Source organism: Streptomyces fradiae ATCC 10745 = DSM 40063, assembly GCF_008704425.1.
Classification (GTDB): domain Bacteria; phylum Actinomycetota; class Actinomycetes; order Streptomycetales; family Streptomycetaceae; genus Streptomyces; species Streptomyces fradiae.
Genome location: NZ_CP023696.1, coordinates 3647939 through 3665340, shown reverse-complemented (window position 1 = coordinate 3665340; position 17402 = coordinate 3647939). Strand labels below are relative to the sequence as shown.

Below are 17402 nucleotides of genomic sequence, written 5' to 3'. Positions count from 1 at the left end.
GCGACGTGGGGGCGCAGGGCGGGCACGGGAGCGGCGGGCCGGGCGTTGGAGTGGATGCGCGGTGAACCGGCCGGGGAGCGGGGACGTGGTGGGGGTGGGTGGCCTGTGGCCCGTGCTCGCGCGCCGACGACGGGAGGGGCCGCCCGACCGCACGTGCCGACCGGTGCGCCCCGGCTCGGCCACCCGCCCGAGAGGTCTAAACCAATGCGCTGGAAACCCTTGTCACCCGCGCGTCGGGCTGGTGAGCTATGAGCCGGGACACATCGGACGCCCTGGGAATGGGAGATGTCGTGAGCAACGAGAGCCTGGCCAACCTCTTGAAGGAGGAGCGGCGGTTCGCCCCGCCCGCCGAGCTGGCCGCGCAGGCCAATGTGACGGCGGCCGCGTACGAGCAGGCGGCGTCGGACAGGCTCGGCTTCTGGGCCGAGCAGGCGCGCCGTCTCAGCTGGGCCACCGAGCCCACCGAGACGCTCGACTGGTCGAACCCGCCCTTCGCCAAGTGGTTCGCCGACGGCAAGCTCAACGTGGCGTACAACTGCGTGGACCGCCATGTGGAGGCCGGTCTCGGCGACCGGGTCGCCATCCACTTCGAGGGCGAGCCCGGGGACAGCCGCGCCATCACGTACGCCCAGCTCAAGGACGAGGTGAGCCGGGCCGCGCACGCGCTGGCGGAGCTCGGCGTCCGCAAGGGCGACCGGGTCGCGGTGTACATGCCGATGATCCCCGAGGCGGCCGTGGCCATGCTGGCGTGCGCACGGATCGGCGCGGCGCACTCCGTGGTCTTCGGCGGCTTCTCGGCGGACGCCATCGCCGCCCGCGTCCAGGACGCCGACGCCAAGGTGGTCATCACCGCCGACGGCGGCTACCGGCGCGGCAAGCCGTCCGCGCTGAAGCCGGCGGTCGACGAGGCCCTGGGCCGGGTCGAGGGGGTCGAGCACGTCCTCGTGGTGCGCCGCACCGGGCAGGACGTCGCCTGGACGGAGGGCCGGGACGTCTGGTGGCACGAGATCGTGGAGCGGCAGAGCGCCGAGCACACGCCCGAGGCGTTCGACGCGGAGCACCCGCTGTTCATCCTGTACACGTCGGGCACCACCGGTAAGCCGAAGGGCATCCTGCACACCTCGGGCGGCTACCTCACGCAGGCGGCGTACACCCACCACGCGGTCTTCGACCTGAAGCCCGAGACGGACGTCTACTGGTGCACCGCCGACATCGGCTGGGTCACCGGCCACTCGTACATCGTCTACGGCCCGCTGGCCAACGGCGCGACGCAGGTCATGTACGAGGGCACGCCGGACACGCCGCACCAGGGCCGCTTCTGGGAGATCGTGCAGAAGTACGGCGTCACGATCCTGTACACGGCTCCGACGGCGATCCGGACGTTCATGAAGTGGGGCGACGACATCCCCGCCAAGTTCGACCTGTCCAGCCTGCGCGTCCTGGGCTCGGTGGGCGAGCCGATCAACCCGGAGGCGTGGATCTGGTACCGGGAGAACATCGGCGGCGGGCGGTGCCCGATCGTGGACACCTGGTGGCAGACCGAGACGGGCGCCATGATGATCTCACCGCTGCCCGGCGTGACGGCCACGAAGCCCGGATCGGCGCAGCGCCCGCTCCCCGGCATCTCCGCGACCGTCGTGGACGACGAGGCGCGCGAGGTCCCCGACGGCGGTGGCGGCTACCTGGTGCTGACCGAGCCGTGGCCGTCCATGCTGCGCACCATCTGGGGTGACGACCAGCGGTTCGTCGACACGTACTGGTCGCGCTTCGAGGGTGTCTACTTCGCGGGCGACGGGGCCAAGAAGGACGACGACGGCGACATCTGGCTGCTGGGCCGGGTGGACGACGTGATGCTGGTCTCGGGCCACAACATCTCCACCACGGAGGTCGAGTCCGCGCTCGTGTCGCACCCGAAGGTCGCGGAGGCCGCCGTCGTCGGAGCCGCCGACGAGACGACCGGCCAGGCCATCGTGGCGTTCGTGATCCTGCGCGGGCACGCGGCGGCGGAGGCCGAGGGGGACACCGACGCGCTCGTCGCCGCCCTGCGCGACCACGTCGGCGCCACGCTCGGCCCGATCGCCAAGCCGAAGCGCGTCCTCCCCGTCGCGGAGCTGCCCAAGACCCGCTCCGGCAAGATCATGCGGCGCCTGCTGCGCGATGTCGCCGAGAACCGCGAGCTCGGTGACGTCACGACCCTGACCGACTCGTCGGTGATGAGCCTGATCCAGGCCAAGCTGCCGGCGGCGCCCAGCGAGGACTGACACGCACGCGGGCGAGCACGGAGAGCCCCCGTGGGGCCCGTCAGCCCTCCCGTGGGCCGTCAGCCCCCCGTGTGCCGTCAGCGCCCTCCGGGGGCCGCCAGGCCCGCAGGGGCCGCCAGGCCCACGCAGGGGCCGGCAGACGGCGGGCGCGGCAGGACTGAACCGCGCCTCCCGGGGCACGCGAAGGACACCCGGCCACACCGTGCCGGGTGTCCTTTTCGCACGTAAAGTCACGATAGTCAGATAAGTCCTTGCGCCCTGCCTGTAAGGTGTGCGTCGCATCAACAAAGCGATAAAAATCCAATGGGGCGCCGGGAAGTCTGGTCGGCATGTGAACAGCCATGTCCACCGACACCCCCGGAGGTCTTCGACCCGTGACCGCGCCCAAGACGCCCCACTCCCCCGGCAGCGACAAGACCGGCGGCGCCCCCGCGACCACCGAGACGAAGGGCACCGAGCGCAGAGTCCTCTCCCGGCTCCCGCTGCCCGAGCGGACGTTCGTACTGGACGCCCTGCGCGCCGAGACCGTAGGCGGCGTCCTGCTGCTCGTCGCCGCCATCGCTGCCCTCCTCTGGGCGAACACCCCGCTGAGCGACAGCTACGAGACGGTCCGGGACTTCCACATAGGACCCTCCTCCCTCGGGCTGGACCTCTCGCTCCAGCACTGGGCGGCGGACGGACTCCTGGCGATCTTCTTCTTCGTCGCCGGCATCGAGCTCAAGCGCGAGCTGGTCGCCGGTGAGCTGCGCGACCCGAAGGCGGCGGCGCTCCCCGTGGTCGCCGCGCTCTGCGGCATGATCGCGCCGGCCCTCGTCTACGTGGTGATCAACACGACCAGCGGCGGCTCGCTCGACGGCTGGGCCGTCCCGACCGCCACCGACATCGCCTTCGCGCTCGCCGTGCTGGCCGTCATCGGCACGTCGCTGCCCTCGGCGCTCCGCGCCTTCCTGCTCACCCTCGCCGTCGTCGACGACCTCTTCGCCATCCTGATCATCGCGGTGTTCTTCACCAGCGACCTGAACTTCGCCGCGCTCGGCGGGGCCGTCGCCGGGCTGGCCCTCTTCTGGTTCCTGCTCCGCCAGAACGTCCGGGGCTGGTACGTCTACGTGCCGCTCGCCCTGGCCATCTGGGGCCTGATGTACAACAGCGGCGTCCACGCCACCATCGCCGGTGTCGCCATGGGCCTGATGCTGCGCTGCACCCGCCGCGAGGGCGAGGAGCACTCCCCGGGCGAGCACATCGAGCACCAGGTGCGCCCGCTCTCCGCCGGTTTCGCCGTGCCGATGTTCGCGCTGTTCTCCGCCGGTGTGGCGGTGTCCGGCGGTGCCATGCGGGATGTGTTCACCCAGCCCGAGACCCTGGGCGTGGTCCTCGGCCTCGTCGTCGGCAAGACCGTCGGCATCTTCGGCGGCACCTGGCTCACCGCCCGCTTCACCCGTGCCAAGCTCAACGAGGACCTGGCCTGGGCCGACCTGTTCGCCGTCTCCGCACTCGCCGGCATCGGCTTCACCGTCTCCCTCCTCATCGGGGAGCTGGCGTTCGAGGGCGACGCCCGGCTGACCGACGAGGTCAAGGCCGCCGTCCTCGCCGGCTCGCTGATCGCCGCGCTCCTCGCCACCGTGCTGCTGAAGCTGCGCGTCCGCAAGTACCAGGCGATGGTCGAGGCGGAGGAGCGCGACGACGACCTGAGCGGCATCCCCGACGTGTACGAGGTGGACGACCCGGAGCACCACCGCCGTCTCGCCGACATCTACGAGCGCAAGGCCGCCGAGCACCGCCGCCTGGCCGAGGAGACGGGTGCAGCGCGCACGAACGGCGACCGTCCGGCATGATCTGAGGTCGGACCGTAGACGAGTAAGGGAGCGAGACGATGAGCGACCCCGCCGGGAGGACCGGTATCGCCGGAAGCGGTGCGGAGGACAACCTCGGGCAGTTGGTCGCCTCCGCGACCGCCGAGATGTCCGCGCTCGTGCACGACGAGATCGCGCTGGCCAAGGCCCAGCTCCGGCAGGACGTCAAGCGCGGCGCCGTCAGCGGCATGGGGTTCACGGCCGCGGGCATGGTGCTGCTGTTCTCGCTGCCGATGCTGAGCTTTGCGCTCGCGTACGGCTTCCGTGCGTGGACCGGCTGGCACCTGTCGGTGTGCTTCCTGCTGTCCTTCGCCGTCAACGTGGTCGTGGCGGGTCTTCTCGGCCTGATCGGCGCGGTGTTCGCCAAGAAGGCGAAGCGCGGCAAGGGTGCGCAGAAGACCGCCGCGTCCGTGAAGCAGACGGCCGCGGTGCTGCAGAACGTGAAGCCGCACCCCCGCCCCGAGGGGCCGACCGCCGGGGAGAAGGCGGCGGTTGTGGCACGCTCGTCCGCATGACCGTCCCTGAGAGCAGTACCGGCGCCCCCGGCGGCCCCGTCCGGATCGACGGCCCGTGGACGCACCGCGACGTGGCGGCGAACGGGGCGCGGTTCCACATCGCGGAGATGGGTGACGGCCCGCTCGTCCTGCTCCTGCACGGCTTCCCGCAGTTCTGGTGGACCTGGCGGCACCAGCTGCCCGCGCTCGCGGAGGCGGGCTTCCGCGCCGTGGCGATGGACCTGCGGGGCGTGGGCGGCAGCGACCGCACCCCGCGCGGCTACGACCCGGCGAACCTGGCCCTCGACATCACCGGCGTCGTGCGGTCCCTGGGCGAGCCCGACGCGGCGCTGGTCGGCCACGACCTGGGCGGGTACCTGGCGTGGACGGCCGCGGTGATGCGGCCCAAGCTGGTGCGGCGCCTGGCCGTGTCGTCGATGCCGCACCCCCGGCGGTGGCGCTCGGCGATGCTCTCCGACTTCGCGCAGACCCGCGCCGGTTCGTACGTGTGGGGCTTCCAGCGCCCGTGGCTGCCGGAGCGGCGGCTGGCCGCCGACGGCGCGGCGCTCGTGGGAAGGCTGATCCACGAATGGTCCGGGCCGTCGGGCCCGTCGGGCTCATCGGGGCCGGACGACGAGACGCTGGACGTGTACCGCCGGGCGATGTCGATCCCGTCGACCGCGCACTGCTCCATCGAGCCGTACCGCTGGATGGTCCGCTCGCTGGCCCGCCCGGACGGCATCCAGTTCAACCGGCGCATGAAGCGCCCCGTGCGCGTGCCGACGCTCCATCTGCACGGCTCCGCCGACCCGGTGATGCGCACCCGCAGCGCGGCGGGCTCCGGCGAGTACGTCGAAGCCCCGTACCGCTGGCGCCTGTTCGACGGACTGGGCCACTACCCGCACGAGGAGGACCCGCTGGCCTTCTCCTCGGAGCTCGTCAACTGGCTGAAGGACCCCGAGCCGGACCGCTGAGCCGGGGCCGCGCGGGCCGTTCGGCCGAGGGGACGTGAACCGGCGGGGACCGTGGTCCCACGATCGGCCAAATGCCCCGCGCATAGGCCGATTGGCCGTCGCTCGGGAGGTTACCGACCATGGGGCCCGGGCACACGTCGGGGTATGGGCTGGACGCACGACCATGTTGACGCCGCACGCAACCGCCGCACGGCCGCGGTGCCGCCTCCCGAGAGGAGCGGCGGACCGCGTGACCCGGAGCTGGACGGCCGCCTCGGGATCCCGCACATCCTGCGCCGCCGTGCCCGCTGGGTGTCCGCCCGCCTCCGGCACCAGCGCGACTGACCGGCCGTGCGCGCAGGCCCCGTGCCGGTCCCGCGCCATCCCCGCGCCCGCCGGTGGCGTCGCCGCACCGGGGCCCGCCTCGCCTCCGTACGCCGACGACACGTCCGTACGCCGACGAAGCCGCCGTACGGGCCCGGCATCGCACAGCCCGGCGCCGCACGGACTCGGCGCCGCGTCAGCGGTGAACGGAGCCCGGACCGCGGGGCCCGGCGGCGGCGCCCGGCCCACTGACCGGCCGTCGGCCGGCGACCGTCAGAGCGCGCAGTTCTGGCTGTCGACCTGCTGGTTGGCGCTCAGACCGCGGCTGATGTCCTCGCGGATCTCGTCCACCGTCAGCGCGTACCCGGTGTTGGCGTCGTCCAGCGAGCGCGCGAAGATCACGCCGTACACCTTGCCGTCCTCCGTCAGGAGCGGCCCGCCCGAGTTGCCCTGGCGGACCGTCGCGTACAGCGAGTACACGTCGCGGCGGACCTCCCCGCGCTGGTAGATGTCGGGGCCGTTGGCGTTGATGCGGCCCCGGACGCGGGCCGAGCGGACGTCGTAGGCGCCGTTCTCCGGGAAGCCGGCGACGATGGCGTTGTCGCCGCTGCGCGCGTCCGCCTCGGTGAACTCCAGGGGCGTCGCCCGCAGGTCCGGCACGTCCAGTACGGCGATGTCGCGCTGCCAGTCGTAGAGGACGACCGTCGCGTCGTACAGCCGGCCCTGACCGCCTATCTGCACGGTCGGCTCGTCCACCCCGCCCACCACGTGCGCGTTGGTCATGACGCGGCGCTCGCCGAAGACGAAGCCGGTGCCCTCCAGGACCTTGCCGCAGCCGCCGGCCGTGCCGACGACCTTGACGATGGACTGCTTGGCCCGGGCGGCGACGGGGCTGTCGACGAGTGCCGGGTCCGGCGGGAGGACCTCCGTGATGGGCTCGTTGGCGAAGGGGCTGAAGACCGGCGGGAAGCCGTTCTGCGCGAGGATCGACGTGAAGTCCGAGAAGAGCGCGGTCGCCTCGAACGGCATCACCTGGGTGACGCCCTGCAGCACCTGGGACTCCCGGGCCTGCTTGCCGAAGGGCGGGAGCGTCGTCTTGGCGAGGAGGGCGCCGATGATCCAGGCGACGACGAGCATCGCCACCACGTTGACCAGCGCACCGCCCGTCGCGTCGAGGGCGCGGGCCGGCGACCAGCTGATGTGGCCGCGCAGCCTGTTGCCCAGGTGGGTGGTGAGGGTCTGCCCGACGGAGGCGAAGACCAGCACGACGGCGATGGCCACGATGGCCGCGGTGGTGGACACCTCGGCGTCACCGGTGAGGGGCCCCCACACGAGCGGCAGCAGGTAGACGGCGGCGAGCCCGCCCCCGAGGAAACCGATCACGGACAGGATGCCGACCACGAACCCCTGTCGGTATCCGACGATCGCGAACCACACGGCGGCGACCAGCAGCAGGATGTCCAGCACGTTCACCGTCGTCAGCCTCGCAGATTCGTCTCCGGCGGCCCCGTACGGCTGCGGAGCCCAGCGGTCAGCCTGTCATGCACGCCAGTCGAGCGGGACCATGCGCCCCCGGTCCCACGGCTCCTCCCACCCGGCGAAGTGCAGGAGCCGGTCGATCAGCCCCGCCGTGAAGCCCCAGACGAGCGCGGACTCCACCAGGAACGCGGGGCCCTTGTAACCGCTGGGGTGGACGGCCATGGAGCGGTTCGCGGGATCCGCCAGGTCCGCCACCGACGCGGTGAAGACCCGCGCCGTCTCGGCCGGGTCCACCGCGCCCACCGGGCTCGGCTCCCGCCACCAGCCGAGCACGGGCGTGACGACGAAGCCGCTCACCGGAATGTAGAGGCGGGGCAGCGCGGAGAAGACCTGGACGCCCGAGGGGTCGAGGCCGGTCTCCTCGCGGGCTTCGCGCAGCGCGGCGCGCAGCGGGCCGTACGTCGCCGGGTCGCCGTCCTCGGGGTCGAGGGCGCCGCCGGGGAAGGACGGCTGCCCCGCGTGGGAGCGGAGCGTCCCGGCGCGCTCCATCAGCAGCAGTTCGGGGCCGCGCGCGCCCTCGCCGAAGAGGATCAGGACGGCCGCCTGGCGCCCGCCCTGCGGCGGCGGCAGGAAACGGCTGAGCTGCTCGGGCGCGACCGTGTGCGCCGCCTTGGCCACGGGCTCCAGCCAGCCGGGCAGCCCTTCGACCGTGACCTCGACGGGCACCGGATCGGCGCCGCCCGCCTGCGGATCGGCGCCGCCCGCCGGCCGGCCGGCGCCTTCGCCCCGCGGCGTGGCACGGCCGCCCGGCGGACCGGCCCCACCGCCGTCCCGCGACACGGCGCCCGCGCCAGGCGCAGCCGCGTCACCGCCGGCCGGACCGGCACCACCGCCCCGAGGCCCGGCACCGCGTCCCCGCGGACCCGCGCCACCGCCGCGCGGACCGGCGCCGCCGTCCCGCGGCGGGGCGCCACCGGCCCCGGCCTCTTCTCTCGCGCGCGTCATTGGCACCCCCAGCTCACCCAACGCCTGCCGGCCCTCCGATCGTTCCGCCCGGTCAGACCGCCTCCCGGGCTTCATCCGCGTCGCCCGTGCCCAGCGGGGCGGCCGGGCGGCCCGGAAAGTCCGGGGGCGGGGCCAGGCGCTGCCCCGGATACCCGCCCATCTCGTACTTGAGCAGCTTCTTCGCCTTCTCCGGGTCCGTCTCGCCCTCGCCGTACGCGGGGCAGAGCGGTGCGATCGGGCAGGCGCCGCACGCGGGCCTGCGGGCGTGGCAGATGCGGCGGCCGTGGAAGATCACCCGGTGGGACAGCATCGTCCAGTCGGCCTTCGGGAACAGGTCGCAGACGACGGCCTCGACCTTCTCCGGGTCCTCCTCGTCCGTCCACTTCCACCGGCGCACCAGCCGCCCGAAGTGCGTGTCGACGGTGATCCCGGGCACCCCGAAGGCGTTCCCGAGGACGACGTTCGCCGTCTTGCGGCCGACGCCCGGCAGCGTGACCAGATCCTCCAGCCGGCCCGGCACCTCGCCGCCGAACCGGTCCCGCAGGGCCGTGGACAGGCCGATCAGGGAGCGGGCCTTGGCGCGGAAGAAGCCGGTGGGCCGGATGATCTCCTCCAGCTCCTCGGGCACGGCCGCCGCCAGGTCCTCCGGGGTGGGATACCTGGCGAAGAGCGCCGGCGTCGTCTGGTTCACCCGCAGGTCGGTCGTCTGCGCCGACAGGACGGTCGCGACGAGAAGCTCGAAGGGGCTGCGGAAGTCCAGCTCGGGATGGGCGTACGGGTACACCTCGGCCAGTTCGCGGTTGATCCGCCGCGCGCGGCGCACCAGGGCGAGGCGCGATTCCGGCCCGCTCGCCTTCTTCGTCGCCTTCACGCGCTTCCGCGCGGTCTTTCCAGCCGACGCCGGGGCTTGTTCGCCCACAGCGGAATTCTGCTCCCCTGGCATGCTCCCGGCCCCCTCGGCGTGCGCTCTCACCGGCGAATTGGACACCCGGCCAGCCTAAGCGCCACCACCGACATCCGCCCTGGACACCGGCGATGTGGACCCGATCGGGCCCCTGGCGTGGGGGCACCCGTACCGGTACGTCAGACTTGGTGTGACTGATCGCACGGCAGTCGGCCGGCGGAGGCGGGCCCCCGGGAGGGGCCCGCGTCGCGCTCCGTCCCCGGAAGAGGGCCGCGCGGTCCGGCATCATGGGGACCAACGTCCCTGAGCAGGTCGACATAGGAGTGAACTCGTGGACGACGTTCTGCGGCGCGCCCCGCTCTTCGCGGCGCTCGATGACGAGCAGGCCGCGGAGCTCCGCGCCTCGATGAGTGAGGTGACGCTCGCCCGCGGCGACGCCCTCTTCCACGAAGGCGACCCGGGCGACCGGCTCTACGTGGTCACCGAGGGCAAGGTCAAGCTCCACCGCACGTCCCCCGACGGCCGCGAGAACATGCTCGCCGTCCTCGGTCCGGGCGAGCTGATCGGCGAGCTGTCCCTGTTCGACCCGGGCCCCCGTACGGCCACGGCGACCGCGCTGACCGAGGTGAAGCTGCTCGGCCTCGGCCACGGTGACCTCCAGCCCTGGCTGAACGCCCGCCCCGAGGTGGCCTCGGCCCTGCTGCGCGCCGTCGCCCGCCGCCTGCGCAAGACCAACGACCAGATGTCCGACCTGGTCTTCTCCGACGTGCCGGGCCGTGTCGCGCGGGCCCTGCTCGACCTGTCGCGCCGGTTCGGCGTGCAGTCGGAGGAGGGCATCCACGTGGTGCACGACCTGACGCAGGAGGAGCTGGCCCAGCTCGTCGGCGCCTCCCGCGAGACCGTCAACAAGGCGCTGGCCGACTTCGCGGGCCGCGGCTGGCTGCGCCTGGAGGCGCGCGCCGTGATCCTGCTGGACGTCGAGCGCCTGGCGAAGCGCTCCCGCTGAGCCACCGGACCGGCGCCCCGCCCCGCCGGGGTACGGCGCCGGTGCCGCCCGCCCGGTGGGGCCCCGGCCCCGCATGCCCGCCCGCCGGATACGGCGCGCCGGGCGCGGCCCCCGGTCCCGCACGCGCGCCTCGGCGCCTCCTACGCGCGCGGGGTCGCCTCCCGTACGCGCGCGGGATCGCCTCCGGTACGCGCGCGGGGTCGCCTCCCGTACGCGCGCGGGATCGCCTCCGGTACGCGCGCGGGGTCGCCTCCCGTACGCGCGCGCGTCGGCGCCGACGCACCTCGGCCCCCGTACGCACAGACGAAGGCCCGCCCCGCAGTCACCGCGGGGCGGGCCTTCACACGCGTACGGCCCGGTGGCGCGTCAGTCCTTCTTGGTGCCGTCCACGATCACCGGCGTACCGCTGCCGCCGCCGCACGGCACCGCGTAGACCGGGTTCTTCGCCGCGGCCTCCTTGTAGGCGTCGATGCACTGGTTGAGCAGCACCTTGTCGGTGAGCGAGTCGTTGAGGATCTTGTTGGCGCGGGCGATGCCCTCCGCCTCGATCCGGCGCCGCTCGGCCTCGGCCGTGGCCGTACGGGCCGCCTCCTGGGCCCGCTCGGTGGCCTGCTGCTGCTGGATCTTGCGGTCGATCTGGTCCTGCAGCTGCTCCGACGGCTTCACGTTCCGCAGGTTCACGGTGGTCACGTCGATGCCGCGGGGCGCCAGGCGCTCCTTGATCAGCTCACCGATCTCCGCGTTGATCTTCTCGCGGGCGGACGTGTAGCCCTCCTCGCTGGTGTGGCGCGCGAAGACGTTGCGCACGATCTCGCGGCTGTCCGGGAAGACCAGCCGCTGCTGGATGGCCGCCTCGTTGCCCGCGAGCCGGTACAGCTCGACCGCCTTGGTCGGCTTGACCGCCCACTTGACGGTCAGCTCCGCGTACATCACCCCGCCCTGCGAGGAGCGGACCTCCACCACGTCCTTGTCGGACAGGCTGAGGTCGACGGGACGGGTGGAGAAGCTGGTGACGCTGGTGAACGGCGAGATGACGTTGACGCCCGGGTGCATGGGCGTGCCGACCTTGCCGAAGGTCACCGGGACGCCGACCTCGTACGCGCCGACGACGTGCACGCAGCTGACGACGCCCGCGAAGAGGCCGGCCAGCAGCGCGCCGAGCGCGCCGAGCCGGAAGCCGGTGCGGCCTTCGGCGGCCCGCCCGACGAAGTAGAGCACCACCGCCGCTATGAGCAGCAGGATGGACAGAACGAACATGCGACCCCCCGTTTGTACGACAAGCGACACATCGGCAGGTGTGCTTGATGGACGCTGATGTAAAGGGAGGCTAAAGCATCGCCCGTGCGCCGGGAGCCCCGCCCGTCGTCACGGACGCGCAACAAGCCGCCGCGGCACCCCCGGCCGCCGCCATGGCCCCTCCGGACGCCCCCCGCGGACGCCTCCGGACGCTCCCCGCGGATGCCTCCGAACGCCCCCGGCGGATGCCTCCGGCCGCCGTGGGCGTGCCGCACACCGGCGTGGTCGGCGCGCGCCGGCCTCGCCACCGCCGGCGTCAGATCAGCCCGTGCTCCGCCAGGTACTCGAGCTGCGCCCGTACGGACAGCTCCGCGGCCGGCCAGAGCGACCGGTCGACGTCGGCGTACACGTGCGCCACCACCTCCGCGGGCGTCGTGTAGCCGTCCTCCACGGCGGTCTCCACCTGGGCGAGCCGGTGCGCCCGGTGCGCCAGGTAGAACTCGACGGCGCCCTGCGCGTCGTCGAGCACCGGCCCGTGGCCCGGCAGGACGGTGTGCACGCCGTCGTCCACGGTCAGGGAGCGCAGCCGCCGCAGCGAGTCCAGGTAGTCCCCGAGGCGCCCGTCGGGGTGCGCCACCATCGTGGTGCCCCGGCCCAGGATCGTGTCGCCGGTCAGGACGGCCCGGTCGGCCGGCAGGTGGAAGCTGAGCGAGTCCGCGGTGTGGCCGGGCGTCGGCACGACCCGCAGCTCCAGGCCGCCGACCGTGACGGCCTGGCCGGCGGACAGCCCCTCGTCGCCCAGGCGCAGTGCCGGGTCGAGGGCCCGCACGCGCGTCCTGGTCAGCTCCGCGAACCGGGCGGCGCCCTCCGCGTGGTCGGGGTGGCCGTGCGTGAGCAGCGTGAGGGCCACGCGCTTGCCCAGGCGCTCGGCCGTGTCCCGTACGCGCGCGAGGTGGCCCTCGTCGAGCGGGCCGGGGTCCACGACGACGGCGAGCGGCGAGTCGGGCTCGGACAGGAGCCAGGTGTTGGTGCCGTCCAGGGTCATGGCGGACGGGTTGGGCGCCAGGACGTTGACGGCCCGCTCGGTGGCGGGGCCGGACACGACGGCGCCGCGCGGCTGGCCGGGAAGGGCGGCGGCGTCGGTCATACGGCACCTCCGGCGGACGCGGGGGCCGCGTCCGGAGCCGTACCGGAAGCCGCCCCGGAGGCGGGAACCGCGCCCGGAGCCGTACCGGAGGCGGGGGCGGCGGCGCCCGTGCCGGTGGTCCTGCCGGAGGCGACCGCGCCGGTGCTTTCACCGGGGGCGCCCGGCACGTGCTTGGTGAACTCGTCGTGGCCGGGCCAGCTCAGCACCACCCGGTCGCCGTCGAGGCGGGCCCGCGCGAGCACGGGCGCGAGGTCCTGGTCGCCGGCCGCGGCGAGGGCGGCGAGCGGGGAGCCGTACGCGGTCAGGGCGCGCAGCGTGGCGATGGTCGGCGGCATCATCAGCAGCTCGCCGCGGTCGTACCCGGCCGCCGCGTCGGCGGGGCGGATCCACACCGTCCGGTCGGCCTCCGTGGAGGCGTTGGAGGCGCGCTGGCCGGTGGGGAGCGCGGCGACGAAGAACCAGGTGTCGTAGCGGCGCGGCTCGAACTCGGGGGTGATCCAGCGGGCCCAGGCGCCCAGCAGGTCGGAACGCAGGACGAGGTCGCGGCCGTCGAGGAACTCCGCGAACGACAGCTCGCGCGCGACCAGCGCCGCGCGGGCCGCCTCCCAGTCGTCGCCGGTGGTGTCGTCGACCACCGAGTCGGCCGTGGGCCCGGCGAGGAGGACGCCCGCCTCCTCGAACGTCTCGCGGACCGCCGCGCAGACGATGGCCCGCGCCTCCGCCTCGGTGGCCACGCCGAGCCGCTCGGCCCACTCCGCCGGGGCGGGCCCGGCCCAGCGCACCGGCTGCTCGTCGCGCGGGTCGACGCCTCCGCCGGGGTAGGCGTACGCGCCGCCTGCGAAGGCCATGGAGGCGCGGCGGCGCAGCATGTGCACCTCGGTGGCGTCGCCGGCGGCGCGCAGCAGCATCACGGTGGCGGCCCGTCTGGGCGCCACGGCCGTCAGCTCACCGGCCGCGAGGGCGCGGATCCGGTCGGGCCATTCCGGTGGGTACCACTGACCATTGGACATGGCCGGAGCCTATGCCGATCGGAGCGGATGTTCGAGAGCTTCCCCGGTCGGCCGCGCGGGCCCGGAGAGCGGGCCCCACGCGCGCGGGGACGCCGACGCCGCCGTACGGGGTCGGCGCCCTCGTCCTCGCGGGCCCACGCGCGCGGGGACGCCCCTCCGCACGGACGGAGCGCGGCCCTTCGCGCGGTACACGGCCCACCGCGCCCGAAGCGCGGCCCCTCGCGCGTAGGGGGGCCGTACCGGTTCCCGCACCCCCACGCGCGCGGGGCGGCGCGGGAACCGGTACGGCCCCCCGGCACAAAGCAGCCGGTCAGGCCTCCGGCAGCAGCTCCACCTGGAACTCGACCTCCACGGGCGCGTCCAGCGGCAGCACCGCTACGCCGACGGCGCTGCGCGCGTGGACGCCCGCCTCGCCCAGGACCTCGGCGAGCAGCTCGCTCGCACCGTTCAGGACGGCCGGCTGCCCCGTGAAGTCGGGCGCCGACGCGACGAAGCCGACGACCTTCACGACGCGCGCGATCCGGTCCAGGTCACCCGCCACGGACTTGATCGCGGCGAGCCCGTTGAGCGCGCAGACGCGGGCCAGGTCCTTGGCCTCCTCCGGCGTCACCTCCGCGCCGACCTTGCCGGTGACCGGGAGCTTGCCGTCCACCATGGGCAGCTGGCCCGCCGTGTAGACGTACACCCCGGACCGCACGGCCGGCTGGTAGGCGGCCAGCGGCGGCACCACCTGCGGCAGCGTCAGACCGCGCTCCGCGAGGGCGGCCTCGACACGGCCCGTCACGGCTTCTCCCGCTTCAGGTACGCCACGAGCTGCTCGGGGTTGTTCGGGCCGGGGACGACCTGGACCAGCTCCCAGCCGTCCTCGCCCCAGGTGTCCAGAATCTGCTTGGTCGCGTGCACGAGAAGGGGCACGGTCGCGTATTCCCACTTGGTCATGGGCCGACTGTATCCGCTGCCGCGCGCGGCCCCGGGGCAGCCTCCTGCGTGGGCCGCGGCGCCACTGGATACGCTCGCCCTGTGAGCAGGCTCCAGGTCGTCAGCGGCAAGGGCGGTACCGGTAAGACGACGGTCGCCGCCGCCCTCGCCCTCGCCCTCGCCGCGGAGGGGAAGCGCACCCTCCTGGTCGAGGTCGAAGGCAGACAGGGCATCGCACAGCTCTTCGGGACGGAGGCGCTCCCCTACGAGGAGCGGAAGATCGCCGTCGCACCGGGTGGCGGGGAGGTGTACGCCCTCGCGATCGACGCCGAGCTGGCCCTGCTCGACTACCTCCAGATGTTCTACAAGCTGGGAGCGGCCGGCCGCGCCCTCAGGAAGCTCGGCGCCATCGACTTCGCGACGACCGTCGCCCCGGGCGTACGGGACGTCCTGCTGACCGGCAAGGCGTGCGAGGCGGTGCGGCGCAAGGACCGGTCCGGGCGCTTCGTCTACGACCACGTCGTGATGGACGCGCCGCCCACCGGCCGGGTGACCCGCTTCCTCAACGTCAACGACGAGGTCGCCGGGCTGGCCCGGATGGGGCCCGTCCACCACCAGGCGCAGTCGGTCATGCGGGTCATCAAGTCGCCGGAGACGGCCGTCCACCTGGTGACGCTGCTGGAGGAGATGCCGGTCCAGGAGACCGCGGACGGCGTCGAGGAGCTGCGCGCGGCGGGGCTGCCGGTGGGCAACGTCCTGGTGAACATGGTCCGCCCGCGCCTGCTGGACGACGACGCGGTACGGGCCGCCTCAGCAGGCGGGGCACGTGCGGATGCCGGTGGCGCGGTTCGGGCCCCCTCCGGCGACCGGCGCGCCGACGTGGCGCGGGCCCTGGCGGCGGCCGGGGTGGGCGGCGCCGAGCAGCTGGTGGACCCGCTGTTCGAGCAGGCCGCCGAGCACGCGCGGCGGGTGGAGCTGGAGCGGGAGCAGCGCGAGGCGCTGGCGAAACTGCGGGTGCCCATGTACGAGCTGCCGCTGCTCGGCGGGGGCGTGGACCTCGCCGGGCTGTACCACCTGGCAAGGGAGCTGCGGAGGGACCTCGGGGTGAGCGACGCATGACCGGCGCGGAGGCGACACGGGCGGGGGGCACGGCCGGGGCGCCCGGCGGAATGCCGACCGGGGCTGAGGCCGGTGAGCCGTACACGGCACCAGCTGGTACCGCCGAGGCACCGGACGGGCGGCGAACCGGCACAGCTGAGACGCCGGACGACCCGACGACCAGTGCAGCTGAGACCCCGGACAGGCCGGCGACCACCACAGCCGCGGCGCCGGACGGGCCTGCCGGTGCGCCGCGCGCGCTGGAGGTGGACCCGCTGATCGACGACCCGGCGACCCGGATCGTGGTGTGCTGCGGCTCGGGCGGGGTCGGCAAGACCACGACGGCGGCGGCGCTGGCCCTGCGGGCCGCGGAGCGGGGCCGGAGGGTCGTCGTCCTGACGATCGACCCGGCCCGCCGGCTGGCCCAGTCGATGGGCATCGACGAACTGGACAACGTCCCACGCAGGGTGCCGGGCGTCGACGGCGCGGCCGGCGGCGAGCTGCACGCGATGATGCTCGACATGAAGCGCACCTTCGACGAGACCGTCGAGGCGCACGCGGACCCGGAGCGGGCCCGCGCCATCCTGGCGAACCCCTTCTACCAGTCGCTGTCGGCCGGCTTCGCGGGCACGCAGGAGTACATGGCGATGGAGAAGCTGGGCCAGCTGCGGGCGCGCGACGAGTGGGACCTGATCGTCGTGGACACCCCGCCGTCGCGGTCGGCGCTGGACTTCCTGGACGCGCCGAAGCGGCTGGGCTCGTTCCTCGACGGCCGGCTGATCCGGGCGCTGACGGCCCCGGCGAAGGTGGGCGGCCGGGCGGGCATGAAGTTCCTGAACGTCGGCATGTCGATGATGACGGGCACCCTCGGGAAGCTGCTGGGCGGTCAGCTGCTGCGGGACGTGCAGACGTTCGTGGCGGCGATGGACACGATGTTCGGCGGCTTCCGTACGCGGGCGGACGCGACGTACCGGCTGCTCCAGGCGCCGGGCACGGCGTTCCTCGTGGTGGCGGCGCCGGAGCCGGACGCGCTGCGGGAGGCCGCGTACTTCGTGGAGCGGCTGGCGGCGGACGACATGCCGCTGGAGGGGCTGGTCCTCAACCGCGTGCACGGGAGCGGAGCCGGTCGGCTGTCGGCGGAGCGGGCACTCACCGCGGCGGAAAATCTTGCCGGGCCGGGGATTGTGGATCAGGGGGACGGGCAGACTGGTGTCGGTGGCCCCGCGGCCACCTCCCCCGAGGCTCCCGCACTCGACCGCACGACCGGCCCGACCGGCACATCCCGCACGACCGGCTCCCCCCGTACGACCGATATCCCGCCCGCCGTGGCGCAGTTGACGGCGGGACTGCTGCGCCTCCACGCCGAGCGGATGCGGGTACTCGACCGCGAGCGGCGTACGCGGAACCGTTTCACCGCGCTCCACCCGGACGTCCCGGTGACGGAGGTCCCGGCGCTCGCCGCCGACGTCCACGACCTGTCCGCGCTGCGCTCCATCGGCACGCACCTGGCGTCTCCACCGCACCGGGACCTCTGACCACCCACACCGCACCACGGCCACCGGACCGCGCACCGGGGCCACCACCGGCAGGGCCGCGCGTGAGCGGGCCCTGCACGTACGGACCGCGCGCACCGGCCGCGCGCGCCGCACCCCGGCCGGCCGGTCCCGGCACGGCCCACCACGAACGGCGCAGGGCTCGCGCAACGGAACGGCGCACG

Annotated in this window: 16 protein-coding genes; 8 read left to right on the top strand and 8 right to left on the bottom strand. The window is 74.0% G+C overall.

Annotation, left to right across the window (positions count from 1 at the left end):
- The first annotated feature begins 248 nt into the window (after positions 1-248).
- From acs to CP974_RS30300, 5 genes are all read left to right on the top strand, one after another.
- The gene (gene acs / locus CP974_RS16355; protein ID WP_078915279.1) at positions 249-2261 is read left to right on the top strand and encodes an acetate--CoA ligase; all 2013 of its coding nucleotides are present in this window, start codon (positions 249-251) and stop codon (positions 2259-2261) included.
- Positions 2262-2602: 341 nt separating this feature from the next.
- A complete protein-coding gene (nhaA, locus tag CP974_RS16350) occupies positions 2603-4093 on the top strand; it encodes a Na+/H+ antiporter NhaA (protein WP_031128163.1) in 1491 nt (496 codons plus the stop codon).
- A 38-nt stretch (positions 4094-4131) separates the two neighbouring features.
- Positions 4132-4626, top strand: coding sequence for a phage holin family protein (locus CP974_RS16345; RefSeq protein ID WP_031128165.1), 495 nt, complete (start codon positions 4132-4134; stop codon positions 4624-4626).
- Positions 4623-5579, top strand: a complete 957-nt coding sequence (locus CP974_RS16340; RefSeq protein ID WP_031128166.1) for an alpha/beta fold hydrolase — start codon at positions 4623-4625, stop codon at positions 5577-5579. Before CP974_RS16345 ends, CP974_RS16340 begins: the two co-directional genes overlap by 4 nt.
- 144 nt (positions 5580-5723) lie before the next feature.
- On the top strand, positions 5724-5903 hold the full coding sequence (locus tag CP974_RS30300) for a hypothetical protein (protein WP_031128167.1): 180 nt from the start codon (positions 5724-5726) through the stop codon (positions 5901-5903).
- A gap of 252 nt (positions 5904-6155) precedes the next feature.
- Here the strand turns inward: CP974_RS30300 and CP974_RS16330 are convergent, their stop codons facing one another.
- The 3 genes from CP974_RS16330 to nth form a co-directional block, all read right to left on the bottom strand.
- Entirely contained in the window at positions 6156-7355 is a 1200-nt protein-coding gene (locus CP974_RS16330) for a MarP family serine protease (protein WP_031128168.1), read from the bottom strand.
- A 66-nt stretch (positions 7356-7421) separates the two neighbouring features.
- The gene (locus CP974_RS16325) at positions 7422-8087 is read right to left on the bottom strand and encodes an NUDIX hydrolase (RefSeq protein ID WP_069979822.1); all 666 of its coding nucleotides are present in this window, start codon (positions 8085-8087) and stop codon (positions 7422-7424) included.
- A 331-nt stretch (positions 8088-8418) separates the two neighbouring features.
- Positions 8419-9309 (bottom strand): endonuclease III, encoded by an 891-nt coding sequence (gene nth / locus CP974_RS16320; protein ID WP_078915281.1) that lies wholly within the window; start codon positions 9307-9309, stop codon positions 8419-8421.
- A gap of 292 nt (positions 9310-9601) precedes the next feature.
- Between nth and CP974_RS16315 the strand changes: the two genes are divergently transcribed.
- Positions 9602-10276 (top strand): Crp/Fnr family transcriptional regulator, encoded by a 675-nt coding sequence (locus CP974_RS16315; RefSeq protein WP_010473292.1) that lies wholly within the window; start codon positions 9602-9604, stop codon positions 10274-10276.
- A gap of 366 nt (positions 10277-10642) precedes the next feature.
- On the opposite strand, the gene CP974_RS16310 is transcribed toward CP974_RS16315, so the two are convergent.
- The 5 genes from CP974_RS16310 to sp36 all read right to left on the bottom strand — a co-directional run bounded on the left by CP974_RS16310 (position 10643) and on the right by sp36 (position 14608).
- The gene (locus CP974_RS16310; RefSeq protein WP_031128171.1) at positions 10643-11533 is read right to left on the bottom strand and encodes a prohibitin family protein; all 891 of its coding nucleotides are present in this window, start codon (positions 11531-11533) and stop codon (positions 10643-10645) included.
- Between the two features lie 295 nt (positions 11534-11828).
- Positions 11829-12659 carry an MBL fold metallo-hydrolase gene (locus CP974_RS16305; protein WP_031128172.1) on the bottom strand — a complete coding sequence of 277 codons (831 nt, stop codon included), beginning with the start codon at positions 12657-12659 and terminating at the stop codon, positions 11829-11831.
- The gene (locus CP974_RS16300; RefSeq protein ID WP_223844380.1) at positions 12656-13669 is read right to left on the bottom strand and encodes an NUDIX hydrolase; all 1014 of its coding nucleotides are present in this window, start codon (positions 13667-13669) and stop codon (positions 12656-12658) included. Before CP974_RS16300 ends, CP974_RS16305 begins: the two co-directional genes overlap by 4 nt.
- A gap of 310 nt (positions 13670-13979) precedes the next feature.
- The gene (locus CP974_RS16295; protein ID WP_031128174.1) at positions 13980-14453 is read right to left on the bottom strand and encodes a RidA family protein; all 474 of its coding nucleotides are present in this window, start codon (positions 14451-14453) and stop codon (positions 13980-13982) included.
- Complete coding sequence (sp36, locus tag CP974_RS16290; protein ID WP_019992579.1) at positions 14450-14608, bottom strand: Sp36 family protein; 159 nt, start codon at positions 14606-14608, stop codon at positions 14450-14452. Before sp36 ends, CP974_RS16295 begins: the two co-directional genes overlap by 4 nt.
- An 81-nt stretch (positions 14609-14689) precedes the next feature.
- On the opposite strand from sp36, the gene bagA reads away from it, so the two are divergent.
- Positions 14690-15706 carry an ATPase BagA gene (bagA, locus tag CP974_RS16285; protein WP_031128175.1) on the top strand — a complete coding sequence of 339 codons (1017 nt, stop codon included), beginning with the start codon at positions 14690-14692 and terminating at the stop codon, positions 15704-15706.
- Between the two features lie 50 nt (positions 15707-15756).
- Entirely contained in the window at positions 15757-17220 is a 1464-nt protein-coding gene (gene bagB, locus CP974_RS16280; RefSeq protein ID WP_223844381.1) for an ATPase BagB, read from the top strand.
- Positions 17221-17402: the final 182 nt, after the last annotated feature.